This is a genomic window from Candidatus Poriferisodalis sp. (assembly GCF_965208555.1).
Taxonomy (GTDB): domain Bacteria; phylum Actinomycetota; class Acidimicrobiia; order Acidimicrobiales; family Poriferisodalaceae; genus Poriferisodalis.
In genome coordinates, this window is sequence record NZ_OZ242342.1 from 1802409 (window position 1) to 1827587 (window position 25179).

At 67.8% G+C, this 25179-nt stretch carries 24 protein-coding genes and 3 tRNA genes; 12 read left to right on the plus strand and 15 right to left on the minus strand.

The genetic code is table 11. From position 1 onward, the window contains the following. Window positions 1-8: 8 nt before the first annotated feature. The 6 genes from ACOGXE_RS08210 to larB all read right to left on the minus strand — a co-directional run bounded on the left by ACOGXE_RS08210 (window position 9) and on the right by larB (window position 6246). On the minus strand, window positions 9-827 hold the full coding sequence (locus ACOGXE_RS08210; protein WP_419933452.1) for a PaaX family transcriptional regulator C-terminal domain-containing protein: 819 nt from the start codon (window positions 825-827) through the stop codon (window positions 9-11). 24 nt (window positions 828-851) lie between these two features. Then, window positions 852-2465, minus strand: a complete 1614-nt coding sequence (locus tag ACOGXE_RS08215; protein ID WP_419933453.1) for an AMP-binding protein — start codon at window positions 2463-2465, stop codon at window positions 852-854. 166 nt (window positions 2466-2631) lie between these two features. Continuing rightward, a complete protein-coding gene (locus tag ACOGXE_RS08220; protein WP_419930463.1) occupies window positions 2632-3999 on the minus strand; it encodes an FAD-dependent oxidoreductase in 1368 nt (455 codons plus the stop codon). A gap of 28 nt (window positions 4000-4027) precedes the next feature. Then, a tRNA-Arg gene (locus tag ACOGXE_RS08225) sits at window positions 4028-4101 on the minus strand. Between the two features lie 46 nt (window positions 4102-4147). Beyond that, the gene (gene larC, locus ACOGXE_RS08230; protein WP_419930464.1) at window positions 4148-5425 is read right to left on the minus strand and encodes a nickel pincer cofactor biosynthesis protein LarC; all 1278 of its coding nucleotides are present in this window, start codon (window positions 5423-5425) and stop codon (window positions 4148-4150) included. Continuing rightward, a complete protein-coding gene (larB, locus tag ACOGXE_RS08235) occupies window positions 5425-6246 on the minus strand; it encodes a nickel pincer cofactor biosynthesis protein LarB (protein ID WP_419930465.1) in 822 nt (273 codons plus the stop codon). Before larB ends, larC begins: the two co-directional genes overlap by 1 nt. A gap of 66 nt (window positions 6247-6312) precedes the next feature. Between larB and pheA the strand changes: the two genes are divergently transcribed. The 3 genes from pheA to ACOGXE_RS08250 are packed head-to-tail and all read left to right on the plus strand — an operon-like array spanning window position 6313 to window position 8604. After that, on the plus strand, window positions 6313-7290 hold the full coding sequence (gene pheA, locus ACOGXE_RS08240) for a prephenate dehydratase (RefSeq protein ID WP_419930466.1): 978 nt from the start codon (window positions 6313-6315) through the stop codon (window positions 7288-7290). Window positions 7291-7299: 9 nt separating this feature from the next. Continuing rightward, window positions 7300-8079 carry an SAM-dependent methyltransferase gene (locus tag ACOGXE_RS08245; protein ID WP_419930467.1) on the plus strand — a complete coding sequence of 260 codons (780 nt, stop codon included), beginning with the start codon at window positions 7300-7302 and terminating at the stop codon, window positions 8077-8079. A gap of 3 nt (window positions 8080-8082) precedes the next feature. Then, on the plus strand, window positions 8083-8604 hold the full coding sequence (locus tag ACOGXE_RS08250; protein ID WP_419930468.1) for an SRPBCC domain-containing protein: 522 nt from the start codon (window positions 8083-8085) through the stop codon (window positions 8602-8604). Between the two features lie 123 nt (window positions 8605-8727). Here the strand turns inward: ACOGXE_RS08250 and ACOGXE_RS08255 are convergent, their stop codons facing one another. The 6 genes from ACOGXE_RS08255 to hutU all read right to left on the minus strand — a co-directional run bounded on the left by ACOGXE_RS08255 (window position 8728) and on the right by hutU (window position 16089). Next, entirely contained in the window at window positions 8728-8997 is a 270-nt protein-coding gene (locus ACOGXE_RS08255) for a hypothetical protein (protein WP_419930469.1), read from the minus strand. Between the two features lie 778 nt (window positions 8998-9775). Next, on the minus strand, window positions 9776-11239 hold the full coding sequence (locus ACOGXE_RS08260; RefSeq protein WP_419930470.1) for an NAD(P)/FAD-dependent oxidoreductase: 1464 nt from the start codon (window positions 11237-11239) through the stop codon (window positions 9776-9778). 33 nt (window positions 11240-11272) lie between these two features. Beyond that, entirely contained in the window at window positions 11273-12451 is a 1179-nt protein-coding gene (gene hutI, locus ACOGXE_RS08265; protein ID WP_419930471.1) for an imidazolonepropionase, read from the minus strand. Continuing rightward, window positions 12448-13815: a formimidoylglutamate deiminase gene (locus tag ACOGXE_RS08270; protein ID WP_419930472.1), complete on the minus strand. Its 1368-nt coding sequence runs from the start codon at window positions 13813-13815 to the stop codon at window positions 12448-12450. Before ACOGXE_RS08270 ends, hutI begins: the two co-directional genes overlap by 4 nt. Continuing rightward, complete coding sequence (gene def / locus ACOGXE_RS08275) at window positions 13812-14381, minus strand: peptide deformylase (protein WP_419930473.1); 570 nt, start codon at window positions 14379-14381, stop codon at window positions 13812-13814. Before def ends, ACOGXE_RS08270 begins: the two co-directional genes overlap by 4 nt. A gap of 16 nt (window positions 14382-14397) precedes the next feature. After that, window positions 14398-16089 (minus strand): urocanate hydratase, encoded by a 1692-nt coding sequence (hutU, locus tag ACOGXE_RS08280; protein WP_419930474.1) that lies wholly within the window; start codon window positions 16087-16089, stop codon window positions 14398-14400. Between the two features lie 67 nt (window positions 16090-16156). On the opposite strand from hutU, the gene ACOGXE_RS08285 reads away from it, so the two are divergent. From ACOGXE_RS08285 to ACOGXE_RS08310, 6 genes are all read left to right on the plus strand, one after another. Further along, window positions 16157-16879: an IclR family transcriptional regulator gene (locus ACOGXE_RS08285; protein WP_419930475.1), complete on the plus strand. Its 723-nt coding sequence runs from the start codon at window positions 16157-16159 to the stop codon at window positions 16877-16879. 2 nt (window positions 16880-16881) lie between these two features. Then, window positions 16882-18405 (plus strand): histidine ammonia-lyase, encoded by a 1524-nt coding sequence (hutH, locus tag ACOGXE_RS08290; RefSeq protein WP_419930476.1) that lies wholly within the window; start codon window positions 16882-16884, stop codon window positions 18403-18405. Between the two features lie 101 nt (window positions 18406-18506). Further along, window positions 18507-19289 (plus strand): MerR family transcriptional regulator, encoded by a 783-nt coding sequence (locus tag ACOGXE_RS08295; protein WP_419930477.1) that lies wholly within the window; start codon window positions 18507-18509, stop codon window positions 19287-19289. Window positions 19290-19315: 26 nt separating this feature from the next. Next, entirely contained in the window at window positions 19316-20482 is a 1167-nt protein-coding gene (locus ACOGXE_RS08300) for an acyl-CoA dehydrogenase family protein (protein ID WP_419930478.1), read from the plus strand. Between the two features lie 90 nt (window positions 20483-20572). After that, window positions 20573-20824 carry a type II toxin-antitoxin system Phd/YefM family antitoxin gene (locus ACOGXE_RS08305; RefSeq protein WP_419930479.1) on the plus strand — a complete coding sequence of 84 codons (252 nt, stop codon included), beginning with the start codon at window positions 20573-20575 and terminating at the stop codon, window positions 20822-20824. A gap of 12 nt (window positions 20825-20836) precedes the next feature. After that, window positions 20837-21103 (plus strand): type II toxin-antitoxin system RelE family toxin, encoded by a 267-nt coding sequence (locus ACOGXE_RS08310; RefSeq protein ID WP_419930480.1) that lies wholly within the window; start codon window positions 20837-20839, stop codon window positions 21101-21103. Between the two features lie 75 nt (window positions 21104-21178). Here the strand turns inward: ACOGXE_RS08310 and ACOGXE_RS08315 are convergent, their stop codons facing one another. Both ACOGXE_RS08315 and ACOGXE_RS08320 read right to left on the minus strand, forming a co-directional pair. Then, entirely contained in the window at window positions 21179-21574 is a 396-nt protein-coding gene (locus ACOGXE_RS08315; RefSeq protein WP_419930481.1) for a RidA family protein, read from the minus strand. Window positions 21575-21602: 28 nt separating this feature from the next. Further along, window positions 21603-21690, minus strand: a tRNA-Ser gene (locus tag ACOGXE_RS08320). A 114-nt stretch (window positions 21691-21804) separates the two neighbouring features. Here ACOGXE_RS08320 and ACOGXE_RS08325 point away from each other — a divergent pair. The 3 genes from ACOGXE_RS08325 (at window position 21805) to ACOGXE_RS08335 (ending at window position 24358) form a co-directional block, all read left to right on the plus strand. Then, window positions 21805-21895, plus strand: a tRNA-Ser gene (locus tag ACOGXE_RS08325). A gap of 33 nt (window positions 21896-21928) precedes the next feature. Then, complete coding sequence (locus tag ACOGXE_RS08330) at window positions 21929-23602, plus strand: chloride channel protein (RefSeq protein ID WP_419930482.1); 1674 nt, start codon at window positions 21929-21931, stop codon at window positions 23600-23602. A gap of 27 nt (window positions 23603-23629) precedes the next feature. Further along, window positions 23630-24358, plus strand: coding sequence for a nitroreductase family protein (locus ACOGXE_RS08335; RefSeq protein ID WP_419930483.1), 729 nt, complete (start codon window positions 23630-23632; stop codon window positions 24356-24358). Here ACOGXE_RS08335 and ACOGXE_RS08340 read toward each other — a convergent pair. Then, window positions 24355-25179 carry a sulfurtransferase gene (locus tag ACOGXE_RS08340; protein ID WP_419930484.1) on the minus strand — a complete coding sequence of 275 codons (825 nt, stop codon included), beginning with the start codon at window positions 25177-25179 and terminating at the stop codon, window positions 24355-24357. The genes ACOGXE_RS08335 and ACOGXE_RS08340 overlap by 4 nt on opposite strands.

A 25179-nucleotide genomic window follows, 5' to 3' on the forward strand; every position in this document is an offset into this window, starting at 1 on the left:
TCGGTTTCCTAACGGCGGGTGGCTGCTTCAAGCGTCGCCAGGTAGAAGCGGTGGGCTGCGGGGCGGAGTTGGCGGTGCAGCTTGGTGAACGTCTCGCGGGCTTCGTCTGCGAGCCAGCCGGAGGGTGTGACTGAGGGCGGCAGGCCGGGATCGGCATAGGGCAATGGCCGCCAGGCACTGATGTTGTTCATGTGGGCCACGAACGCGTCGCGGTCAGAACCCGGCTCGGCGACCCAGGCCTCTGAGATCGGCTGCTGTGTTGCCAGGTACTCGCTGTAAAGCTTGTTGATCACCCCAAAGTCCCACGCCTCGGTCGCGATGTGGGGCTCGTCGCCGTGGGGGCGGAAGTCGCCCTCGAAGAACGACACGTAGCCGTCGAGCCCATGGCGCCGCAGCATCGTGCGAGCCTCGTCCGCCAGCGAGGCGGGGGCAATCCACGACGCAGCAGGACCGGGCGCGAAGCCCAAACGGGCCAGCTGCGACCGGATCAGATAGCGCTTGCTGCGCTCTGGCTCGGGGATCGAGAACAGCACCAGCAGCCACCGGTCGTGGCTGGGCCGCACTCCGTTGCCGAAGATGCGCCGGTCGCCTGCTTCGAGGATCTCGCGCCCGTCGGCGCTGAGGGCGTACCCGGCCTTGCCGTCCACCCGTTCGGGCACCAGCAGCCCGGAACGTTTCATGCGAGAAGCCGCGGATCGCACGGCCTGCGCGTCGACATCGAGCTCACGCAGCAATGCGATGAGGCCGCTGACGGCGACCCAGCCCCCGTAGTCACGGGCGAACAGCCCGTAGGTATCGAGAATGCGGTCTCTTGGGAACTTCGTCATAGGGTCCTGGGCCCCGTCCCGCCGCTACTCGCCGGCCAGCGCCGTCAGCCCGCGCCGCTGGAGCTTGCCCGTCGGCGTCGTGGGCAGCGGATCGGCACAGAACGTGATCCGGCGAGGGTACTTGTAGGGGGCAATCGAGGCCTTCACGTGGTTCTGCAGTTCGCACGCCAGCGGGTCGGTAGCCGACGACGGGTCGCGCAGGTGGACGAATGCATGGACCACCATCCCCCGATGTGCGTCAGGCGTGCCGATGACTCCCGCCTCGGCGACCGCCTCGTGGCTCAGCAAAGCTTCCTCGACTTCGGGGGCGGCGATGTTGTAGCCGGCGCTGATGATCATGTCGTCGGCGCGGGCCTGGTACCAGAAGTAGCCATCGGCATCGCGGACATAGACATCGCCGGTGAAGTTCCAGCCGTTGCGCACATAGGCGGTCTGGCGGTCGTCGTCGAGATAGCGGCAGCCGATCGGCCCGCGCACGGCAAGCAGCCCTGCTTCGCCGTCTGGGACGGGAGTGCCGTCGGCGTCGAAGATCGCCGCTTCCCACCCCGGGAGGGGCTTGCCGGTCGAACCCGGCCGGATCTCGGCGCCGGCCGCTGAGATGAAGATGTGCAGCAGCTCGGTTGCGCCGATCCCGTCGGTCAGCCTCAGGCCGAGCTCGCGCTCGACGAGCTCGAATGTCGACTGCGGCAGCCACTCGCCGGCCGACACGCCGCATCGCAGCGAGGACAGGTCCGGTCGGGGATCGAGCGCCACCATGGCCCGGTACGCCGTGGGCGAGCTGAAGCACACGGTGGCCCGTCGTTTGACGATGAGCTCCGCCAGTGCGGCGGGACCTGGCTCGTCACAGAACCAGGTGCACGCTCCTGCGCGCATCGGGAAGACGACCTCCCCGCCCAAGCCGAACGTGAACGCCAGCGGCGGACTCCCGACGAACACATCGTCGGGGCCTGCGCGCAGGATCGGCTCGAACGCGTCGGCGATCACCAGCAGGTCGCGGTGGAAGTGCACAGCGACCTTGGGGTCGCCGGTAGTGCCCGAGGTGGACGCCAGCAGGGCAGGATCGGTCGCGGCGGTGTCCACGGCAGCGAACTTGCCGGACTTGGCTGCAGCCGCGGTGTTGAGATCACCGTTCGGGCCCCAGATGGCGACTGGGCCGCTGGCCGCTCGGCGCAGCTCGGCCTCCATTCCCGCTTCGCACAGCGAGACCGCCGGCTCGCACTTCGAGATCACCTTCGCAAGCTCGGCGGCCCGCAGCAGCGGCATCGTCGTGACCGCCACGGCGCCGGCTTTCAGCACGGCAAACCAGGCAGCCACCATCCAGGGAGCATTGACACCCCGGAGCAGGACGCGGTTGCCTGCAGCGACGCCGTAGTCCTCGACGAGCACCGCGGCGATCCGGTTGGCGCAGTCGGCCACCTCGGCGTAGGACCACACGTCGTCACCGAGCCCCATGCAGGGGCGCTGTCCCCAGCCCCGCTCGATCGCCCCGTCCAGCAGGACGGCGGCAGCATTCAGCCGGGTCGGGTAGCAGTACCGCGACTCGTCCAGCCTGATCTGCGGCCAGTGCTCTGCAGGCGGCAGGCGTTCGAGGACGAACCGGTCCACATGTGCCGTCGCAGCCGCGGTGCCTGTGCTCATGTCCAGCCGCTCATACCCGTTCGGCCAATGCCGTCGATATGACGATCTCTAATCGAACGCTATATCGAGACGACCCCCGGCGCAAGGGATTCGGTTCGAACTGCGACTGAGGAGCCGCGGGAGTAGGTGCGCCCGCTGTGACATCTGTGCCTGTTGGCTCGAGTCGTTAGGGAGTGATCTTGCGAAAGCGGGCGCCGTGCAGGATGCCGCCGTAGTAGTTGAAGACCTCGCGGGCGTTGGCGTCGTCGAACGGGTAGTCCGCACCGATCTGGGTGGCGGCGGCGAGTCCGGTCACGAAGCAGGTCTCCTGGCTGTTCACCAGCGTGTGCGCCCCGCAGTACCAGCTGCGGCGCTTGCCCTGGATGAAACGGAACAGCGGCACGAGCAGTGCCACATGACGCACGTCGTGAACGACGTGCTGGAACCACCAGCGCTTGATGACCTTGGTGTCGTCGATCGGCGAGATCGGGTTGTAGGTCACCAGGCAGGGCTTGTCGGAACCGTAAGCCCAGGGCTGCTGGTTGTGCATGATGTAGGTGATCTCGTAGTTGTCCGGCCTGGCGCCGTACTGCTCAACGTGATTGGTGCGCGTTCGCAGGCATGCCACCTCGTCGTCGGGCAGGACCGACGAGTCGGAATGCACCAGCGTGTGGTTGTGCAGCTCGCTCTCGTAGCGGACCGACGAGAGCACGTAGCGCTCCAGCGCCGTGGGCTTGTCCAGCATCATCAGGGTCTGGTTGGCGTTGGCGGCGAAGATCACCTCGTCGAACGTCTCGCGGACCCCGTCTGCGTCCTCCACCACCACGTCCGATGCCCCGCGGTACACCTTGCTGACCGGCCGGCTCAGATGGATCTTGTCCCGGAAATCCGCTGACAGGTGCTCGTAGATGCGCCGCGTGCCCTGATCCCAAGTCTGCATGGGCGTCGCCGATTCGATGTCGAAGAACTCGAGATAGCGCGCGAACAGCGCGGCGGGCATGTCGAACACGTTGGTCGCCATCAGGAAGTTGACGAACATCGGCTTGAGAATCTTGTACCTGAAGTCGGCGGAGAACCCGCCGAGGTTCAGCACGGTCTTCATGCTGACGTAGTTGAAGGGGTTCAGCGCGTTCAGGAGCTTCGACCGTGCCCGGGTGAGGCGGCCGAAGGAGTGCAGGCGGCGCAGCAGGCGCTGGAATCGCTCGATCTCGTCCTGCAGCTGGTCCTTGATGTCGGAGTCGAAGTCGTGGGCGTACCTGCGGCCCTGGTATTTCACGCTGTAGTTGAACTTGGTGTCGAACAGCTCGATGCCGAAGCGCTCCAGCAGCAGCAGGACGTGGTCATATACCGACGGAATGAGCGCCGTGACCGAGATGTCGAAGGGGATCGATGTGCCGTCGTCCTGGGGCATGTCGGCGGTGAACGCATTGCCGCCGAGGCGATCGTTGGCCTCGAACAGCCGGAAGTCGAACCGGTCAGGATGCTGCGCCAGCGCCCACGCTGCGCCCAGCCCCGACATGCCGCCACCGATGATTGCGATCCTGCGCTGCGTCATCGTGCTCCCACCGCTCAGGATGCCTCAGCGCGCTTGCAGGGATTCGAACCCCGAACCTTCTGATCCGTAGTCAGATGCTCTGTCCAATTGAGCTACAAGCGCTGGCTGCCGCGTGATCGGACCCGAGGTCCGTCAGCGTCCGAACAGTCTACGAGCCAGCTTCGCGGGCGATATCGGCTGGGGGGCGGTTGAGGGATTCGGCGGCAGCTACGACATCGTCCCACTCGGGCTTGCTGCGGTGCGGGCCGTGCTTGATCCGGACGGTGTGCCCGTCGACATCGACCGTCGAGGTGTGCCGTTCGAGTGCCGTGCGCACGACGGTGCGCGCCCGCAGTCCCAGCGTGCCGGTGAGCTGTGCCGCCAGGTCGGCCAGGCGGGTCACATCTTCGGGCCGGCACAGGGCCGTGAGCGTGTACGCAGGGCGGCCCTTCTTCATCACGATCGGGACGGCCCACGCATCCAGCGCGCCGGCACCGAGCAGCGCGTCGATGGCATGTCCCAGCACCTCGCCGGAGACATCGTCCAGATTCGTCGCCAGCTCCACCAGCTCGGTCGTGCTGCTGGCGCCCTCCACGGCCGCCATGTCAGCGGCCAACGAGGTCGCCTGCTCGTTCCCCGCAACGGTGCCGATCAGCACGCCGGTGACGTTGGGGCGGCCGGGCAGCTCACGGGTGCCGGCGCCGAAACCGGAACTGGCGATGGTCATGGCCGGCGCCGCTCCGAAGTGACCGGCCAAGGCCGCAACGATCGCGGCCCCCGTCGGCGTGGTGAGTTCCATGTCGATGTCCACGCCGACGATCGGTCGGTCGGCGAGCAGGTTCACCACGGCGGGCGGCGGGTTCGGCAGCACGCCGTGGGCGGCATTGACGGTGCCCTTGCCCACGGCGACCGGTCCGCAGCACACTGCGTCGACGCCGAGCGACTCGAGCGCGGCGCACACCCCCACGATGTCGACGATCGCGTCGAGTGCACCGACCTCGTGGAAGTGCACCTCGTCGGCCGGAACCCCGTGAACCAGGCCTTCGGCGACTGCCAGCGCCTCGAAGACGTCCATCGCACGCTTCCGCACGCGTTCATGCAGCGGCGACACAGCGAGCAGTTCCCGTATGTCCCGCCAGCGTCGGTGATGATGGCCCTCAGGCGCATCCACGACGGCGTGAGTGGCAGCAATCTCGTTTCTGGTCACCCGCTCGACGCCCAGCTTCCAGCCGTCGAGCCCGAGCGTGTCGATCTGGGCGGTAACAAAGTCGAGATCTGCTCCCGCATCCAGCAACGCTCCGAGCGCCATGTCACCGGCGATGCCCGACACCGGGTCGAACCAGGCCACCGTGTTGCCCGACGGTTCACGTCCCGCGGGCGCAGTCGTCTCGGCTCGTGCGGGACGCGGCTCGACGACGGGCGCGACGGCTCCGTGGCTGTCGTGCATCATCCCGCCCTGTCTCGCTGAGTTGCCGCCAGGTCCAGGATCCGCATGGCCGCCATCGCTGCGCCGAAGCCATTGTCGATGCCCACCACAGTGATGCCGGCGGCACACGACGCGTGCATGGCCAGCAGTGCCGTCACGCCGTCAAGCGCTGCGCCGTAACCGGCACTGGTCGGCACAGCGATGACAGGTGCGGGCACGACGCCTGCGACGGCAGTGGCGAGTGCTCCCTCCATGCCCGCCACCACGATGACCACCTCGGCCGCTGCCAACGTGTCGATCTCGGCCAGGAAGCGGTGCAGTCCCGCAAGGCCGATGTCGGTCACCATTCCGGCATCGATGCCGAAGGCGCCGAGCACCGCCGCCGCTTCGGCTGCCACCGGTCCGTCCGAGGTTCCTGCAGCGGCCACCACCACTCGCTCCGCACGGGCGGCGGCGGCGCGCCACACCACCGTCGCCAAGTCGGCCGAGGGCTTGGCTGCATCGTCGGCCCCCTCGGGCTCCCGATCGGCTGGGCGATGCACCACACCGCCGGGACATGCGGCCAGTGCTGCTGCGACCTGGTCGGTGCTCGCCCTGGTCAGCAGCACCGGGCCCGAGCCGCCGCTCAGCATCTCGGCCACGATGCGGGCGCACTGGCTGGGCGACTTGCCAGGCCCGTACACGGCCTCGGGATGGCCGGTGCGCAGCGTGCGGTGATGATCGATGCGGGCACCGGCGATGTCCGCATACGGCAGCCGGCGCAGCCTTGCCATCGCCTCATCGGCGCTCAGCGTCCCGTCGCGCACTTCCGCCAGCAACCCGGCGAGCTGTTCTGCGTCCATCGCCTGCCGTTCTACCCGCCGCGGCCCAGGGTTCGGTGCCCGCGGCACGGTGCGTATCCTGCCCCGATGACTGCTGCCGCTGCACCCCAGGGCACCCCTGCCCTGTCGCCGTCGACCCGCATCGGGTACATGGGCCCGCACGGCACCTTTACCGAGGCTGCGCTGGCGACCCAGCCCGACTTGTCGCAGTGCACCCCCGTCCCGCTCATCTCGGTGCCCGAGGTGCTCTCGGCGCTCGACGACGGGACGGTCGACTACGGCTTCGTGCCGGTGGAGAACGCCATCGAGGGTGCGGTCAACGTCACGCAGGACGCGCTGGCGTTCGACTTCGATTTCCTCATCCAGCGCGAAGTGGTGGTGAACGTCCAGCTCGATCTGATGGCGCTGCCGGGCACCGCCAGCGCCGAGGATTTGTCGGCCATTCACACTGTGCTGTCGTTCCCGGTCGCGATCGCCCAGTGCCGTGCGTTCCTGCACACCCAACTGCCCGATGCCGAGATCGAGGCAGCCACCTCGACCGCCCTCGCGGCGCGGCGCATCGGCGAAGAACGGCTCGCCGGCGTGGCGGCGATCGCCAGCCCCACGGCGGCAGAGATCTACGGGCTGGAGACCGTCGTGGCCGGCATCGAGGACCATCGCGAGAACCAGACCCGCTTCTTGCTGCTGGCCAAGAACCAGGTGCCGCCGGCCAGCGGCAACGACAAGACCAGCATCGTGGTGTTCCAGCAGCAGAACGAGCCGGGCAGCCTGCTGGGAATCCTCATGGAGTTCGAGGCGCGCCGTCTCGACCTGTCCCGGCTGGAGTCGCGACCGACCCGGCGAGGGCTCGGCGAATACTGTTTTCTGCTCGACTTCGAGGGTCACATCTCCGACGAAGTGGTCGCCGATTGCCTGCGGGCGCTCAAGATGAAGCAGCGCGACGTCAAGTTCCTGGGCTCGTTCCCTGCGGCGAACGGCAACTCGTCAGGCCGTGAGCGCGTCAGCGAGGAGGCCTGGACCTCGTCGGACGACTGGCTGAAGTCGCTGCGCCGCCTCATCAGTTGACCGCCGCTGATGCGCCCCGACGCCGACCGGCCGGCTGAGTTCCCTCGTTCGGCCGAGTACGACCCCGATTGGGTCCTCGACAACATGATGGGCCCCAATGCGCTGTGGCTCACGGAGTCGCTGACTGCAACCATGGAGTTCAGCCCGGGAATGCGCGTCCTCGACTTGGGCTGTGGCCGGGCACTGAGCTCGATCTTTCTCGCCAAGGAGTTCGGCGTGCAGGTGTGGGCGACCGACCTATGGATCGACGCCAGCGAGAACTACCGCCGGATCTGCGCCGCCGGCGTCGAGGACCGGGTGTTTCCCATCGGTGCCGAAGCACATGCACTGCCCTTTGCCGAGGGGTTCTTCGACGCCATGGTGAGCATCGACGCCTATCACTACTTCGGCACCGACGACCTCTATCTGGAGAGTCATCTGGGCGGGCTGGTCACGCTCGGCGGTCAGCTCGGCATCGTGGTTCCCGGCCTGGTCGACGAGCTGACCCCAACCGGGCCGCCGGCGCATCTCCGGCGCTACTGGGAGCCCGCATTCTTCAGCTTCCACAGCCCAGCGTGGTGGAAGCGTCACTGGGAACGCAGCGGGATGGTGACCGTCGAGCTCGCGGACCTCGCACCGGACGGGTGGAGGCACTGGATGCAGTCAGACCTGATGTGGTCCGAACGGCTCAACAAGCCCGCCGACGAGGCGGACATGCTCGCCGTCGATGCAGGGCGAACGCTGGGACTTGTCCGCATGGTTGCCCGCCGCAACGAGCAGCCGCCAGCTCGCCTCGATGAACTGGACTGACAGATGAAGCAGACCTCCCAACCACTTGGCGACATCGTCCGTCACGGCAACGGGGACACGAGCCTGCGCTTCGAACGCAAGCTGGCGCGCCCGCCAGAGCGGGTGTGGCAGGCGCTCACCGAGAGCGACCAACTCCGGCACTGGATGCCGTGCGACATCGTCGGGCCTCGGGAAGCAGGAGCCGAGGTCGCCGCCCCATTCTGGGACGACATCGTCGCCAAGTACGGCATCGAGGACACGGTGCTCACCGGACGCATCGTCACCTGGCACCCACCCAGCACCTTCGCATGGGAATGGGACGACGAGCTGCTCACCTATGACCTCGAGCCATCACCCGCCGGCACACAGCTCAAGCTGAACATCGATCTCGGAACCAAGAGCCCAGCCGTGCACCTCGTGGCAGCGGGCTACCACATCTGCCTGGACCAACTGTGCGCTCTGGTCGACACCGGCGAGGCGCCACCCTTCATCGACGCCGACCCGAGCCAGTACGAAGCCCGCTACGCCGAACTCGCCTGCGATTGACCGACTGGCGATTTCTCGATGCACCAAACCACGATTGGTGGCCAGTCATCACCATAGGAACCCGCCGTTGACGCACGGGGTTATCGCGGCCGCGATGAACGCGGGCGAGTCAGCGGGTGCGGTTCATGAGTCGTCAGAGGTGGCGCGGGTATGAGCTGCTGAGGCCCATTTCGCGACCTGCTCGACGACCAGGAGTGCCCCAAGCAGGAGAGCGCTCACGAAGACAAACGCGCCGCCGTCCGGCTCTCCCATTTGGAGGTAGCCGAAGAACGCCGCGAATACCGCGAAGTAGCCCAAGACCCGGACGAACTGGCGAACGTCGGAGCTAGTGAGCCGTGCTCGGGACCAGCGGGCGCGGTCCCACTGGCGTATCGCGTTGCCTGTGGGCTGCATCTGATTAGTCGTTCTGTTGCATGAATACAGTGAGTCCGTATGCGCCCCCGGCGGCTAGACCGAGTTTTGGGCCGGCAGCCCATCCGACTGCGACAGCGCCGCCGACCATGATGACACCTTGGACGACGGTTGGCGTCGGGGTCGGAGCTGGCGCCGGATCCCATGCGGAGTTGCAACCTTGCGATGCCGGAGTCATCCCACTCGTTGTCGAGTAGTGCTCGTGAGTGCCACATACAGCCTTGGTGACCCGTCGAGGTGCCCGTTGCTCTGACTGGGGCACCGCTTGTTCCTGCTCAGGTGCCTGCTGCTCTGGTTCAGATGCTTCCTGCTCTGATTGGGGCGCCTCTTATTCCTGCTCAGGTGCCTGCTGCTCCTGTTCGGGCTGGTCGATCTTGGGTTCGGCACCTACGGGACTGGCGATGGCTGTGGCGAGGACGGCTGCGCCGAGTAGCACGGCCGACAAGCGCAACATTGTGCCGACATGTCTTGTGGTTCTCACTTCTGCGTCTCCTTTGGGCTGAGATGAGACAATTTCGGCGAGGGCATATGTCGTTTAGTTATATGTTCCAAACATCTATGTATGTTTCTTTAGATGCGCCTGACGGCGCGACTGGATTCGCGCCGGGCGGCGACATCGTCGCGATCGATCTTGCCTTCGACGCCGATCAGATCTGGGACTGAAAGACGCGTCCTTACCCCGAATGCGAGCGTGACGACATCGCACTCGTCGTATCTGATTGATGCGGCATCAACACACGCAGCGCGGAGCCGCGGCGGGTTACACCCAGGGGCAGTTGGAGTTGCGGTCGCCGAAGGTGCCGCCGGTGCGGTAGCGGTCGAGGGTGAACGGCTTGAGCTCGTCGGGCTTGTCGCCGTGCACCATCATCTCGGCGGTGAGCTTGCCCACCCCGATCATCTTGAAGCCGTGGTTGGAGTCGGCGATCACCCAGGCGTTGTCGGCCACGTAGTCGAACACCGGCACGTTGTCGGGGGTGAACGCACCGATGCCGCCGTTGCGGCGCTCCTTGAAGTACGGCCGCAGATCTTCCAGGCGCTTGAACAGCATGCCGAGGGTTGCGCAGTAGTAGTCGGCGAACCACTCCTCCGCCTGGTACTCGTCGTTCAGGTGGCCGTAGGGCTCCACTGCAGCCCGCGGACCGATCTTGATCGGGATCGTCCCGCCCTGCAGCCCGGGTGCGCCCACCCGCTCCGCCGCATAGCGCGTGTAGGTGTAGAAGTGGTCCTTCAAGAACCGGCCGTCGGGTGAGTACACGGGCGTATTCATGAGCTCCACGTGCAGCACCGGCGAGTCGCGGTGCTGGGCGGTGCGGAAGTCGACGCCGGGGGGCAGCAGAACCTCGCCCTCCAGCAGCCGCCAGTAGGTCCACATGTCCATCTGCTTTTCGACATGACCGTCGGGATAGACCACGTCGAGGTGGCTGGGGCCGCCCAGCCATTCCCAGTGCGTGGGCGTCCACGCCCCCGCACCCACGACGACCTGCTCGCAGGCAATCGACCCCTGAGTGGTCTCGACCGCGGTCACCGAGCCTGAGTTGTCGAACTCATAGCCGGTCACCGTGGCGCCGTACACCCGCTGCACGCCCCACTGGCGGCACTTCTGGTCCAAGCCCCACACCGCCAGGTGGGTGCCGGCGTAGCCGGAGCGATGCTCGTGCAGCACCACATCGCAGTTCTCGGTCTTGAAGTCGGGCCACAGGTTGGTGAGGAAGGCGCGAGCCTCTGCACCGGTGTAGACGTCGGAGGGGTACCCGCTGGCCGCTTGGGACGCCTGCAGCTTGAGGTAGTCGTCGGTCTGGTTGGCCTCGCCGACGGACACGTAGCCGACCTGCTGGAAGCCGAAGTTCACCGGGTCCGACTCCCAGACCTCCACGCTGGCCCGCAGGATCGCGTGCAGGGGACCGGTCATGTACATGTTGCGGACGCAGCCGCACGCCAGCCCGGTGGCGCCCGCCCCCGGACCCTGCTTGTCGATCAGCACCACGTCGCTGCCCGAGCCCTTGCCGGTGCGCTCGAGGTACATGGCCAGGTGGTAGGCGCTCGACAGCCCGTGCACGCCTGCGCCGACCACCACGAACCGGGCGTGGGCCGGCAACGGCACGGCGTCGAACACCGGGATGGCGGCCGGGTTGACCGCCTGGCCCTCCACCTCTGGCGGCAGGGGCCGGTTGGCGAAGGGGTACCACTGGTTGTGTCCGGTCGGATTGGGAATGGTGTTGGTCATGGCTGTTGTTCTTTCTGTTCAGTCATCTTGGGATCACGATTGGTTGTCGGCGGGCGGGAGCCTGTAGTCAGCCCCCAGTGTCCGCCAGATCAAGGGGACGCCGGGCCGGTAGGCGAGGTGGTAGCGGCTGGGCGCGTCCAGGATGGTCACGTGAGCCGGACTGCCGTTGGTGAGCCGCCCAACGTCAGTCCGGCCCAGCGCGACTGCTCCGCCGACCGTCACTGCGGCGACGGCTTCGTCGATCGTCATGCCCATGTCGCGCACTGCCATCGCAATGCAGAACGAGATGGACGTCGTGTAGCTGGAACCGGGGTTGCAGTTCGAGGCCATCGCCACCGTGACCCCGGCGTCAATCGCCCGTCGGGCATCGGGGTACGGCTGGCGGGTGGAGAAGTCGGTGGCCGGCAGGAACGTGGCCACGGTGTCGCTGCCGGCCAAGGCCTCGATGTCGTCATCGGAGAGGTAGGTGCAGTGGTCGACCGACGAGCAGCCCATCTCGACGGCGAGCTGCACGCCCGGCCCGTGGCCGAGCTGGTTGCCATGCACGCGCAGACCTAGCCCGGCGGCACGTCCAGCTTCGAGCACTGCCCGGGACTGCTCGACGTTGAAGGCACCGGTCTCGCAGAACACGTCGATCCAGCGCACGCGGTCCTTGACCGCCTCCAGCATCGGCCCGCAGACCAGGTCGATGTAGTCGTCGGCGCGTCTCGCGTACTCGTGAGGCAGCAGGTGGGCGCCCAAGAACGTGGCCTCGGGCGTGGCGTCCGCGGCCAGCGAGGCCAGCTCGATCTCGGAGTCCAGCGACAGGCCGTAACCGGTCTTGATCTCCACCGTGGTGGTGCCTGCCCGGTGCACCTCGGCCAGCCGCTGATCGAGCGAAGCCGCCAGCGCGTCCCGGCCCGCGCTGCGCGTGGCCTCGGTGGTGACCCGGATGCCGCCGCCGTCGTAGGGCTCGCCCGCCATCCGCCGGGTGAATTCCTCGGCCCGGTCGCCGGCGAACACCAGGTGAGAGTGGGAGTCGACGAAGCCGGGCAGCACGCAGCGGCCGCCGGCGTCGAGACGCTCATCGGCGACGGCCCCAGACGGGCCCACCGCCACCACAGTGTCGCCGTCGATGACCAGCGATGCATCGGTCACGATGCCGAGCGGGCCGTCGCCGAGCTCAGGATCGTTGGTGACCAGCTCGGCGATGTTGTCGATGACCAAGGTCATGGCGCAGTGACCTCCGCGATGGCTGCGGCCAGCTCGGCCGCAACGTCAACGGTCGTGTGGCGCCCGTCACGCACGACCGTTCTGCCGCCGACGACCAGGTGCTGCACATCAGCACTGGTGGCCGCGAAAACCGTCGCATCCAGCGCAGTGCCGGCATCGGTCCCGGCCATCCGCACCGAGTCGAATGCCACCGTGGCGAAGTCGGCCAGCGCACCGGCCTCGAGCCGCCCGCCCTCCGGCCACCCGAGCGACCGGCAGCCGGCGGAGGTGGCCATCTCTGCCAGCGATTCGGTGCTGAACACGCCGCGGACACCGGAAGCCGCCCGCTGGTCGAGCTCGACCGTGCGGGCCTCTTCGAAGAGGTCGATAGCGGCGTGGGAGTCTGAGCCCAGGCACAGTCCGACACCGTGGCGGGCCAGGCCGACGCTGGGTCCAGTGCCGTCGGCGAGGTCCCGCTCGGTCGACGGGCACAGGCAGCAGAGCGCACCGGCCTCGCCGATCAGCGCTTGGTCGCGCTCGTTGGCATGGGTGGCGTGCACCAAGGTCGTGCCCGAACCCAAGCCTCCGGCCTGGGCGATCACCTCGACCGGTGACATGCCGTGCACGGCGACGCACTGCTCGTTCTCTGCGGGCTGCTCGGAAGCGTGGAAGTGCAGCGGAGCGCCGCGCTCGCGGGCCCAATCGGTGGCCACCTTGATGGACGGCGGATCGACCGCCCTCACCGAGTGCACCGCCGCGCCGACCCGGGTCATCGGCCCCGACACGGTCGAGGCCAGCCGCTCGACCCGATGAGCCCATCGGTCGGCACTGCCGTCGCTGAAGCGGGCCTGAGCCGGTTGCAGCGGCTCGTAGCCGTCGTCCGACGCGGCGTCCAGCCCGCCGCGCAGGTACAGCGTGTCGAGCAGGGTCAGGCGGATGCCGGCGTCGCGAGCCGCCTCCACCACCGCTGTGCCCATCGCATTGGGATCGTCGTACGCAGTGCCGTCGGGACGGTGGTGGACATAGTGAAACTCGCCGACGGTGCCGATGCCTGCCAATGCCATCTCCGCGAACACCGCCCGGGCCAGCCTGCGATACGAGTCGGGGTCGAGGCGGTTCGCCACCCGGTACATCAGGTCGCGCCAGCTCCAGAAACTGCCCCGGCCTGCGTGAGTACGGCCCCGCAGGGCCCGGTGGAAGGCGTGGCTGTGCGCATTGGCCATCGCCGGCAGGGTCAGGCCCGCCAGAGGCACGGCCCCCTCGGGCCGGACTGGCACACCGGCACAGACTGCGGTGATGCGGTCGTCGTCGACGGCGATCACCACGCCTTCGTCAGCCCGGGGACCGCCGAGCCAGGCCAGCTCGCACCAGTAGTGAGCGGTCATGCGAGCACGCGCTCGTTGAAGCGGGTGATGCGCTCGATGAAGGCGTCACGGTGGTGCTGTTCGAACTGCTCCCACGTGCACAGCGTGGAGGGGTCGGCCCGGTCGGTGATCAGCACCCCGTCGAGGTGATCGCACTCGTGCTGCCACGTCCCTGCCGTCAGGCCTCGTGCGGTGATGCAGTGCTCGTTGCCATCCCGGTCGAGGTAGCGCACCCCGAGATGGACCGAGCGGACCACGTCGCCGCGCAACGGCACCGACAGGCAGCCCTCGTTGATCACCACGGTCTCGTCGCCGAGCACCTCGAGCTCAGGATTGACGGCCACGGTCAATGGAATGCGCGGCTTATAGGGGTAGCGGGGGTTGTCATTCACCTCGATGACGACGATCCGGTCCGTCTCGCCGATCTGGTTCGCCGCCAGGCCCGCCCCGTTGGCGTGGCGCATTGTGTCGATGAGATCATCGACGATGCCCTGCACGCGTGCACCGGCAATGTCCGCAGGCGGCACGGCCGCAGCCGGTTGCCGCAGCGACGGATGGCCGATCTGCAGGATCTCCCGGACGGTCATGCGTGTCGCCTGACGCTCATTGCGCGGCCGGCCGGTCGGCCGGGATCTGCACGCCGCGCTCGGCGGCAACTTCCCACGCACGGTCGTAACCAGCGTCGGCATGGCGCATCACCCCGGTGCCCGGGTCGTTGAGCAGCACCCGTTCCAGCTTCTGCGCCGCCAGGTCGCTCCCGTCGGCCACGCTCACCTGGCCGGCATGGATCGACCGACCGATGCCCACGCCGCCGCCGTGATGAATGCTCACCCACGACGCTCCCGACGACGTGTTGACCATCGCGTTCAGCAGGGGCCAGTCGGCAATCGCGTCGCTGCCGTCTGCCATGTCCTCGGTCTCGCGGTAGGGCGAGGCCACCGAGCCCGAGTCGAGATGGTCGCGCCCGATGACGATGGGCGCCTTGATCTCGCCTGAGGCGACCAGCTCGTTGAACCGCAGGCCCAGCCGGTGACGCTCCCCGTAGCCGAGCCAGCAGATCCGAGCCGGCAGGCCCTGGAAGGCCACTCGCTCGCCGGCCAGCGTGATCCATCGCTTGAGCGGCTCGTCGTCGGGGAACTCTTCGAGCACGGCCCGGTCGGTGGCGGCGATGTCGGCGGGGTCGCCCGACAGCGCCACCCAGCGGAACGGTCCCTTGCCCTCGCAGAACAGGGGCCGGATGTAGGCGGGCAGGAAGCCCGGATAGTCGAACGCCCGGTTGTAGCCGCCCAGCTCAGCTTCGGCTCGCAGGCTGTTGCCGTAGTCGAACACCTCCGAGCCGGCGTCGAGGAAGCCCACCATGGCTTCCACGTGGGTGGCCATGGCCGCACGGGAGCGGCGGATGAGCTCGTCGGGCTGGTTGCGGCGCATCTCCTCTGACGCCTCGGGCGACAGGTCGTTGGGCACGTAGGTGAGCGGATCGTGCGCGGAGGTCTGGTCGGTGACGATGTCAGCAGCGACGCTGTCGGCCAGCAGGCGCGGCATCAGGTCGGCCGCGTTGCCGACCAGCCCCACCGACAGCGGGCGGCGCGCCCGCACGGCCTCCTCGCAGCGGCGAAGCGCATCGGCGTAGTCGTCGGCGACCACGTCGAGATAGCGGGTCTCCACGCGTCGAGCGACCCGTTCGGGGTCGACCTCGATGCACAGGGCAACCCCCTCGTTCATGGTGATGGCCAGCGGCTGTGCGCCGCCCATCCCGCCCAGGCCGGAGGTGACGGTGAGCGTTCCGGCCAGCGACCCGCCGAAGCGCTTGCGGGCGATGGCCCCGAAGCATTCGTAGGTGCCCTGCAGGATCCCCTGGGTACCGATGTAGATCCACGACCCGGCCGTCATCTGGCCGAACATGGTGAGTCCGAGATGCTCGAGGCGGCGGAACTCGTCCCAGTTGCCCCAGTCGGGCACCAGGTTGGAGTTGGCGATGAGCACCCTTGGCGCCCATTCGTGCGTTTGGACCACGCCCACCGGCTTGCCTGACTGCACCAGCAGGGTCTCGTCATCGGCCAGGTCGGTCAGCGCCCGGATCATGGCGTGAAACGCAGGCCACGAGCGGGCCGCACGGCCGGTCCCCCCGTACACGACGAGCTCTTCGGGACGTTCGGCCACGTCGGGATCGAGGTTGTTCTGCAGCATCCGGAACGCCGCTTCCTGGGGCCAGCTCCGGCAGGTCAGCGAAGTGCCGGTGGGGGCTCTCACCCCGCCGGGCGGGGCGTCGGCGGAGTGCTGCGTGCTGGAAGCCATAAACGACCTCGAACTGCGAGATGTGCGGTGTGCCACACGTTAGTGAGCGGCCGCCTATGCTGTCAATATGCAGCAAGAGGTTTCAGAGACTGAAATAGACGCTGCTACTCCCCTGCACAGGTCGCGCTCGGCAGAACGGGTACTGGCGCTGCTGGATGCCGTGGTGACCAGCGGCGAACTCAGCCTGACGGCAGCCGCCGCCCAGACAGACATGCCGGCCAGCACGGCCCTGCGCCATCTGCGGGTGCTGACCGGCCGCGGCTACCTCGTCAAGGGCAGTTCCGGCTCGTACTCGGTGGGCCCGGCCTTCGTGCGCACCGCCTTGGCATCGTTGCAGTCCGGCCCCTACGCACGGCTGAGGGCCGCAGCCCAGCCCGAGCTCGAGCGGATCGTCGAGGTCACCGAGGAGTCCGCATACCTGGCCGTGCGCGACGGCGACGCCGCTGTCTACATCGCCACGGTCGAAGGCCGCCGGGCCATCCGCCATGTCGGCTGGGTGGGCCGTTCGGTGCCCATCGAGGGCACCGCGGTGGGCGAGGCACTGCTGGCAGCGCCGCTCGAGCCCGGCGCGCGTCCCGCTCCCATCTTCAACACCGGCGCCATCGAGCCCGACGTCACCGCAGTGTGCGCGCCGATCGGTGGCCTGGCGGGCCCGATCGCGGCGTTGTCCGTGCTGGGTCCGGCGGATCGGCTCACCGGCACCCGCCTGCAGACGGCAGCCGACGCCGTGACCCAAGCGGCCATGGCCACTTCGTCCGCGCTGTCGTCCGGCCTTGCAGAGGTGACCTAGCCGTGGAACTGGACGGTCCTGGCGTCGCCGTTTCCGATGTCGTCGCGGTTGCCCGCCACGGATCCCATGTGCACCTGAGCGCCGACGCCCTCGACCGGATGGCCGCGGCCCGCAGCATCGTCGAGACCCTGGCCGAGGGCGAGCCGGCCTACGGAATCTCCACCGGCTTCGGCGCCCTGGCCAACACCACGATTCCCGTCGAGCGCCGGGTCGCCTTGCAGCAGTCGCTGATCCGCTCCCACGCCGCCGGAATGGGCCCGCCAGTCGAGGCCGAAGTCGTGCGGGCCATGATGTTCCTGCGAGCACGCACGCTCGCCTTCGGAGCCTCGGGAGCGAGACCGCAGGTGGCCGAGACGCTGGTGCGTCTGATCAACGCCGGTGTCGTGCCCGTGGTGCCCGAGCACGGCTCGCTCGGCGCCAGCGGCGATCTTGCCCCGCTGGCCCACGCTGCGCTGGTGCTGATGGGCGAAGGCGAGGCCCTGACCGGTGACGGGGGCACGATCAGCGGGGCCGCGGCGCTTGCGGCGGCGGGCATCGAGCCCTTGGTACTGGCCGAGAAGGAGGGTCTGGCCCTCACCAATGGCACCGACGGGATCCTGGGAATGCTGTGCTTGGCCGTCCACGATCTGGCCGGGCTGCTGCGCGTCGCCGACATCGTGGCCGCCTGCAGCGTGGAGGCGTTGCTGGCCACCGATCGGGCCTTCGCCGCCGACCTGCTGGCGTTGCGACCCCATCCCGGCCAGCAGGCCAGCGCCGCCAACCTTCGCACGGTGCTGGCGGGCTCGCCCATCGTGGCCAGCCACCGCCACGACGACGACCGTGTGCAGGACGCCTACTCCATCCGGTGCACCCCCCAGGTGCACGGCGCGGCTCGCGACACCTTCGACTTCGCCGCCGAGGTGACAGATCGGGAGCTGGCGTCGGCGATCGACAATCCGATGGTGCTGGGCGACGGCCGGGTCGAGTCGTGCGGCAACTTTCACGGAGCACCGGTCGCGCTGGCAGCCGACTATCTCGCCATCGCCGCGGCCGAGGTCGGCGCCATCTCGGAGCGACGCATCGACCGGCTGCTCGATGCCAAGCGTTCCCACGGCCTGCCCCCGTTTCTGGCTGATGACCCAGGCGTGGACAGCGGTCTGATGATCGGCCAGTACACCGCGGCAGCTCTGTGCGCAGAGAATCGTCGCCTGGCCTCGCCGGCAGCGGTCGACTCGCTGCCCACTTCCGCCATGCAGGAGGACCACGTGTCGATGGGCTGGGGTGCGGCCCGCAAGCTGCGCCGCGCCGTCGCCAACCTGCGCCGCATTCTCGCGATCGAATGGGTGACCGCCGCCCGCGGCATCGAGCTGCGAGCGCCCCTGCAGCCCGCGGCAGGCACCGCAGCCGCGCTCAACCTGCTGCGCAGCGCAGTGCCCGGCCCAGGCCCCGACCGCTGGCTGTCCCCCGAACTCGCCGCAGCCGATCAGCTGCTCACCGACGAAGCCCTCGTCCCCGCAGTCGAATCAGCCACCGCTCCTCTCGCTTGACACGAGGTCGTCGCGGCAACCTGCCTTGACTCTCAAGCAGCTGGAGGGTCGATGATCTCGGAGTGGTACGCAAGTCGACTGTCAATGTCAGTCTGGATGTCGTGAAGCAACCAGACGACCGCGAGCTCTCCATCGGCGAGTTTGCGCGCTGGTCTCGCCTGCCTGTCTCGACGCTGCGCTACTACCACGAGATCGGAGTGTTGCTACCCGCTCGCGTGGATGCGTCGAGTGGCTATCGCTACTACGAATCGGATCAGCTGGATACGGCTGTGCTGATAAGCGACCTGCGCCAGCTCGGCATGCCGCCAGCAGACATTGCCGTCGTCACTGGTGGTGGCGATTTGTCCGTCGCGCTCAAGGCGCATCGCAATCGGCTGATCTCCGAAATGGAGGATCGCGAACGCGCGATTTCCCGGCTCGATGAACTGCTCGCGACCTCCCGGCGGCGCACCCGCGGCCGGGTGACGATCGAGACACGGCCCCCCGCGGTCGTCGCGAGGTTGCGAGGTCATGTGTCCGTTGCTTCCGCCGCCAAAGACGTGCGGCGCTTGATCGTGCGCCTGAGAGCCCAACTCCGAACGGCTGGAGCAGCGAATCCGGAATGGTATGGAGCGATGTTTCCGCTCGACCTGGAGTCGGACCCCGTCGAGGTGGCTGTCTATGCCGATGTCGACCCACCGTGGCCCCATTCGATCCCGATCGAAGAGTTGCCCGGGGGTGACTTTGCGCTCGTGTCCCACGAGAGAAACACCCCTTTCGCAAGCGCTTACGCCGACCTGCTGGAGTGGTGCGAAACCAACCACCGTCAGGCGGCCGGTGTCGTGCTCGAGGAATACCGCTCGCGCACGACCACAGTCGCCGTCAGCCTCGAAGAGGTCCAGTAGTGCCGGCAGGCCTGCCGGAGGACTGGTTGAGCTCGCCCTGGTTCACGAATGCTCATCGCGACCTCGCGGCGGATCTCACGGCGTGGGTCACCACGCACGCCGAACCGCACATCGAAGCCATCGCAGGAACCGGCGAGCCGGCTCGGACGCTGTATGCCCGGCTCGCCGCCGACGGTTGGTTTGCCGCGGCCGAGCTGGCCGAGCATCCGAACCGGTCAGGGCTCATCAATGCCTGTCTCATCCGAGAGCTGCTCGCCTACAGCAGTGCTATGGCCGACGTGTCCTTCTCTGAGCCGTGGCTTGCGAGCCTGCCCCTCCAGCGGGAATCGCAAGGCCCGGCACGCGAGTTCCTTGACGATCTGCGCTCCGGGCATTGCCTCGCCGCGTTCGCGCTGTCCGAACCAGGTGCCGGATCTGACGTCGCAGCCATGACTACCACTGCCAAGCGTCGTGGCGCGACGTACCTCATCAACGGAACGAAGACCTGGACGTCCAACGCTGGTGTCGCGGATGCATATGTGCTCTTTGCCCGGGAGCCCGCCGAAGGCCCGCGAGCCCTGTCGGCGTTCGTCGTCGACGGCCAAGCTCCGGGCATTGTTCTTGAGGAGCGCCTGGAGGTGATGTCGCCCCACACTGTGGGAACACTGCGTTTCACCGATTGCGGCGTCCCGGCCCGCAATCGCATCGGTGAGCCCGGCGAGGGCTTCTCTCTCGCGATGGCGGCGCTCAGCAGATTCCGGCCGACGGTTGGCGCAGCAGCGGTCGGATTCGCCCGACGCGCGCTTGAAGAAGCAACACGACGCAGTCTGACGCGAACTGCATCGGGGCGACCCATCTGCGACCACCAACTCATTCAGGCGAAGCTCGCCAATATGGCCACCACTGTTGACGCCGCTTCATCGCTTGTCTGGCGTGCAGCCTGGCGACACGACCACACGGATGCACCGCTCACTCAGGCGGCGTCGGCCGCCAAGCTGTTTGCCACCGAGGGTGCCCAGCAGGTGATTGACGACGCTGTGCAGATATTCGGAGGACTCGGTGTTACCCGAGGAACGATTGTTGAACGGCTCTACCGGGAGATCCGTGCATTTCGGATCTTCGATGGCACCAGCGAAATCCAGCAACTCATCATCGCCAAGGAGCTCATCGCTCAAGCTCGGGCTGCGGCGGGTTCGCAACTCTCGCCGGTATGACACACACGCGAAGGCCAGCTGCCTGGTCCAGAAACGTCGCAGAGCGACCCTCGGGCGGATCCGCCAGTGCTGTATATGTACAATTTGTACATGACTGAGATCGCGTTCAGCGACGCACGGAATCGCCTGGCCGACGTGATCACCGAGACCAGCCGGTCCGGCGAACCGATTTCGGTGACGAGGCGCGGCCGTCGTGTTGCAGTGATTCTGGGCGCCGACGCGTTCGACCAACTCGTCGATCGGGCCGATGAGGCCGAAGACCGCCGTGAGCTCGACGCGGCCCGAGCCGAGAATGACTACGTGCCGTGGGAAGAGGTCAAGGCTGCCCTCGGGCTCGAGTGAGCCGGCACATCAGTGAGCCAGTACACGGTCGAGATCTCCCGCCGGGCGGTCAAGACGATCGCCGGGCTTGAACGCGCGGATCAACTCCGGATTCGGGCAGCGATCGACCTGCTGGCGGACGAACCACGTCCGCCTGGCTGCGTGAAGCTTGCTGGTGAAGCGTCTGCGTACCGGGTGCGGGTAGGTGACTACCGGATCGTGTACGACGTCATCGATGACCGGCTCGTGATCCAAGTCGTCCGGATCGGCCACCGCCGCGACATCTACCGAAACCACTGAACTCGCCTCAGCCGGGTAACAGCTTGCCGGCGAGGCCCGAATCGCCGCGGTGAAGGCGGCCTTGGGTCGGGTGTCTCAGTCGGCGGCGATGGCCTCGATCTCGATCATGAGTCCGGGGAAGGCGAGCTGGGTGGCCCCGATCAACGTCATGGGAGGGGTTGCGCCCAGCGGTCCGAACCGTTCGCCGAACGCGCCGAAGTGCTTCAGCGCCTCATCCATGTCGGTGACGTAGACGGTGAGACGCGTGATGTTGGTGAGATCCATGTCAGCGGCGTTCACGACGGCTTCGAGATTGTCGAGCGCCAGCGCCATCTGGCTTCGCATGTCCCCGGCGTGCTGCGGCTTGCCTTCGGCATCGACCGATGTCTGACCTGAACAGACCAGTTGCCTGCTCGCTCCCTCGATGATCTCGGCCTGGTTGAAGCCGAAGTTCAGTGACCACGGCCACGGGTTGACTGGCGTCCTCTTCATTGCATCGGCTCCTTTGGCCTGAGCGACTTGGCGGAGGGAGGGGGATTCGAACCCCCGGAGGCTTGCGCCTCAACGGTTTTCAAGACCGTCGCAATCGTCCACTCTGCCACCCCTCCGCCGGCCAACCTACCGGCAGGTCCCACCAGCACCGGCAGCTCGGGGCATCGCGGTCCGTGCTCAGGTGGGGCTATCTTGAGTCGGCGCACCGGCCATTGTCGGCTGGTTGCAATGGAGAGGTGGCCGAGTCCGGTTGAAGGCGCTTCCCTGCTAAGGAAGTAACTGCCGCAAGGTGGTTCGTGGGTTCGAATCCCACCCTCTCCGCACCTCCTAATCGCCCGAAGTGAAACGACCTGCATGAGAAACCGGCTGCTTCGCTTCGCGACATATGTCGCCGTGGGCGTCGTCACTGGTTTGATCGTCGCCGCAGTGGCCGAGCTCAGCGAGAAGGTGCTGCTGGAGCGAGTGCTGCACCTGCCGCCCTGGCAACGGATGATCGCGCCGGCACTCGGTCTGTGGGGCGCCGTGCTGCTGCTGCGCTGGGCCGACGCCGGCCGGCGGCTCGCGCCCTCAACCTCCGAGGAGTACATCCGCGCCTTCCACGACCGCAACCACCCGATGCGATTCCGGGACCTGCCCACGCGCCTGCTTGCAGGCATCGTGACGGTGGGCTCCGGCGGCGCGGTCGGTCTCGAGGGTCCGTCCATCTATGCCGGCGCCACGGCGGGGAATGCGATGCAGCGGGTCGTCCGCCGGCTGTTCCGAGGCCGCGAGGGCTACGCGCTGCTCGTGGCAGGCGCCGCCGCAGGTGTCAGCGCCATCTTCCAAGCGCCCGCCACCGGCGTGCTGTTCGCGCTCGAAGCCCCCTACAAGAGCGACCTCGGTCGCCGGGCCTTGCTTCCCGCACTGCTCTCCAGCGCCGCCAGCTACGTCGTGTACGTGCTGGTCACCGACTTCGACGATCGCCCCTTCGAGATCGGCACCGAGCTGGTAAGCGTGCAGTTCGGCCGCCAGGAACTGCTGGGGGCCGCAGTAGTCGGCGCCCTCTGCGGGCTCCTGGCGTCGGCGTTCTGCCGCGTGCTGAGCCTGGCCAAGCGGATTCACGCCTCTGACCGTCCGTGGTGGCTGATCGCGCTGAGCGCCGGGGGGATTCTGGTGGGTCTCGCTGCGCTGTGCGAGGTGCTGTTCGACGCGCCCCTGTCGCTGGGACCGACCGCTGAGGGACAGCTGACGGACTGGGCGCTGAACCCCGAGGCGTCGCTGTGGTTGCTGGGCGTCCTGCTCGTGATCCGGATCGTGGCGACGTCGACCGTGCTGGCGGGGGGCGGCGTGGGCGGCGTGTTCATCCCGCTCGCCGTCTTCGGCCTGATCGTGGGTCGCCTGGTCGGCGGATGGATCGAGCTGGGACCCGAGTCGCTGGCGTTCTTCCCCTTCATCGGCGTGGCAGCGTTCCTAGCCGCCGGCTACCGCACCCCGCTCGCAGCGGTGATGTTCGTGGCCGAGTCCACCGGGGCGCCGCTGTTCGTCGTGCCCGCGCTGGTGGCAGTGGCCGTGTCGCAGGTGCTCATCGGCAACGCCTCGGTCTCGCAGTACCAGCGCGACAGTCGCACGGGCCATCTGGAACGACGCCTTGAGATGCCGGTCAACTCCGCCATGTCCACCGAGGTGCCGACAGTGAACGCCGATGCCCCGCTCGCCGATTTCGTGTGGGGCGTGGCGCTGCCCCGCAAGCAGCTCGAGGCCATCGTGGTCGGACCGGCTCAGGATTTCCTAGGCGTGATACGGCTGAGCGACACCCGCGACGTGGACCGAAACGACTGGATGTCGGTGACGTGCGGCGAGGTGATGACCACCGACATCACCCCGGCACGCCCGTCGTGGACGCTGCGCGAGGTCACCGAAGCGATGGCTGACGCCGATATCGAGCTGTACCCGGTGATCGACAGCGGCGGGCGCATCGCGGGCGTGGTCACCGAGAACGCCATCGTCAAGCTGGTGGATTTCCTCAATGAGACACAGGGCGACCGCTGAGCTCGCCAGAGGGGGGCAGATCAGACGATGAGTGAGGCCGAATTCGAAACCGAGACCGAGTCGATTGGATTGCTCGAGGGCCTGGCGACTACGCGGGCCATCCGGCGTTACCTGCCCGACCCGATCCCCGATGAGGACCTGGCGACGATCCTGTGGCACGCCGGCCGGGCGCCCAGCGGCTCCAACCGGCAGATGTTCCGCTTCGTCGTGCTGCGCGACGGTCCGACTGCGCAGCGAGCCAAGGCGCTGCTCGGCGAGTGCTTTCGCAATGGCTGGAACTCGAAGCGTTCAGGCGACGGCTACACGCAGGGCTCCGGCGCCGACGACGATTCGCCCAAGGCACGCATGGCCCGCACCATGCAGCACTTCGTCGACCATTTCGAGGAGACGCCGGTGGTGATCCTGGCGTGCCTGGTGCGGTACCGCCGGCCCACACCCACCGAGGGGGGTTCGGTGTATCCGGCGGTGCAGAACCTGTTGCTGGCGGCCCGGGCGCTCGGCTATGGCGGTGTGATCACCGGATGGCATCGTGAGGTCGAGGACGAGCTGCGCACGCTGCTCGGCATTCCGGACGGCGTGGCGATTCATGCGACCATCCCGTTGGGTCGGCCCGCTGGGCGGCACGGACCGGTGCGGAGGCGGCCTCTGAACGAGGTGGTCTACGAGGACCGCTGGGAACAGGTCCCGCCGTGGGCGGTCGATCCGCCCGGCACGCGCTTCGCTTCAGCAGGTCCGCCGCCTGGCTCGCCGACCTAGGCGGTTTCGGCGGGGCGGTCGGTGTGGCTCCACTGCGACCACGAGCCGACATACAGCCCAGGTCGGCCCAGCCCGGCCCGCTCCATGGCCAGCGCGTCCATGCAGGCGCTGACGCCTGAGCCGCAGTACACGACGGCGTTGTTGCTGCCACCAGCCCCCGTCACACCTTCGGCCTGGTAGCGGGAGCGCAGCGTCGCAGCGTCGGCAAAGCGGCCGTCGGGGCCGAGGTTGTCGGTCATCGGCACGTTGACCGCTCCGGGAATGTGCCCGGGTCGAGGATCGACCGGTTCGGTCTCGCCGCGATAACGATCGCCGCCGCGTGCGTCGATGAGCACCACTTCCCCGCTGGCGCCCGCGCCCGCCGCTCCGTCGATGTCGACGAACGCACTTGCGGGCCAGGCCCGCACCGGGCAGTGAGCTGCGGTGCGCTCATTCGGCGCAGTTTCCGAGTTGCCGGTCCACGCTCCCAAGCCGCCATCCAGCAACGCCGCATCGTGTCCGAGCACTCGCAGCATCCACACCATCCGGCCGGCCGCGGTGCCGCCCAAGTCGTCGTAGGCCACCACCGGGTCATCGGGACCGATGCCGAGGCTCCCCAGCGACGCAGCGAAGCTCTCAGCCGTGGGCAGCGGGTGCCTGCCCAGCTCGGGAGCACCGTGAGCGGACAGGTGGGCATCCAGATCGACCCATATGGCCCCGGGGATGTGCCCGGCGAGATACGCCGCATGGCCTGACCGTCCGTCCAGGTACCAGCGCACGTCGCACAGGACGATCTCGTCGCGACCCGTGATCTCGGACGCTTCGACAACCGGCGGCAGCAC

Excerpts from the sequence above, each read along its gene's own strand:
- larB (WP_419930465.1), bottom strand. The coding sequence starts at position 6,246 with ATGGACGCAGAACAGCTCGCCGGGTTGCTGGCGGAAGTGCGCGACGGG.
- ACOGXE_RS08220 (WP_419930463.1), bottom strand. The coding sequence starts at position 3,999 with ATGACGCAGCGCAGGATCGCAATCATCGGTGGCGGCATGTCGGGGCTG.
- ACOGXE_RS08270 (WP_419930472.1), bottom strand. The coding sequence starts at position 13,815 with ATGACCGCTCACTACTGGTGCGAGCTGGCCTGGCTCGGCGGTCCCCGG.
- ACOGXE_RS08250 (WP_419930468.1), top strand. The coding sequence starts at position 8,083 with ATGAAGCAGACCTCCCAACCACTTGGCGACATCGTCCGTCACGGCAAC.
- def (WP_419930473.1), bottom strand. The coding sequence starts at position 14,381 with ATGACCGTCCGGGAGATCCTGCAGATCGGCCATCCGTCGCTGCGGCAA.
- hutU (WP_419930474.1), bottom strand. The coding sequence starts at position 16,089 with ATGGCTTCCAGCACGCAGCACTCCGCCGACGCCCCGCCCGGCGGGGTG.
- hutI (WP_419930471.1), bottom strand. The coding sequence starts at position 12,451 with ATGACCTTGGTCATCGACAACATCGCCGAGCTGGTCACCAACGATCCT.
- ACOGXE_RS08330 (WP_419930482.1), top strand. The coding sequence starts at position 21,929 with ATGAGAAACCGGCTGCTTCGCTTCGCGACATATGTCGCCGTGGGCGTC.
- ACOGXE_RS08210 (WP_419933452.1), bottom strand. The coding sequence starts at position 827 with ATGACGAAGTTCCCAAGAGACCGCATTCTCGATACCTACGGGCTGTTC.
- ACOGXE_RS08285 (WP_419930475.1), top strand. The coding sequence starts at position 16,157 with ATGCAGCAAGAGGTTTCAGAGACTGAAATAGACGCTGCTACTCCCCTG.
- larC (WP_419930464.1), bottom strand. The coding sequence starts at position 5,425 with ATGCACGACAGCCACGGAGCCGTCGCGCCCGTCGTCGAGCCGCGTCCC.
- ACOGXE_RS08215 (WP_419933453.1), bottom strand. The coding sequence starts at position 2,465 with ATGAGCACAGGCACCGCGGCTGCGACGGCACATGTGGACCGGTTCGTC.
- ACOGXE_RS08245 (WP_419930467.1), top strand. The coding sequence starts at position 7,300 with ATGCGCCCCGACGCCGACCGGCCGGCTGAGTTCCCTCGTTCGGCCGAG.
- ACOGXE_RS08255 (WP_419930469.1), bottom strand. The coding sequence starts at position 8,997 with ATGCAGCCCACAGGCAACGCGATACGCCAGTGGGACCGCGCCCGCTGG.
- ACOGXE_RS08305 (WP_419930479.1), top strand. The coding sequence starts at position 20,573 with ATGACTGAGATCGCGTTCAGCGACGCACGGAATCGCCTGGCCGACGTG.
- ACOGXE_RS08315 (WP_419930481.1), bottom strand. The coding sequence starts at position 21,574 with ATGAAGAGGACGCCAGTCAACCCGTGGCCGTGGTCACTGAACTTCGGC.
- ACOGXE_RS08335 (WP_419930483.1), top strand. The coding sequence starts at position 23,630 with ATGAGTGAGGCCGAATTCGAAACCGAGACCGAGTCGATTGGATTGCTC.
- pheA (WP_419930466.1), top strand. The coding sequence starts at position 6,313 with ATGACTGCTGCCGCTGCACCCCAGGGCACCCCTGCCCTGTCGCCGTCG.
- ACOGXE_RS08260 (WP_419930470.1), bottom strand. The coding sequence starts at position 11,239 with ATGACCAACACCATTCCCAATCCGACCGGACACAACCAGTGGTACCCC.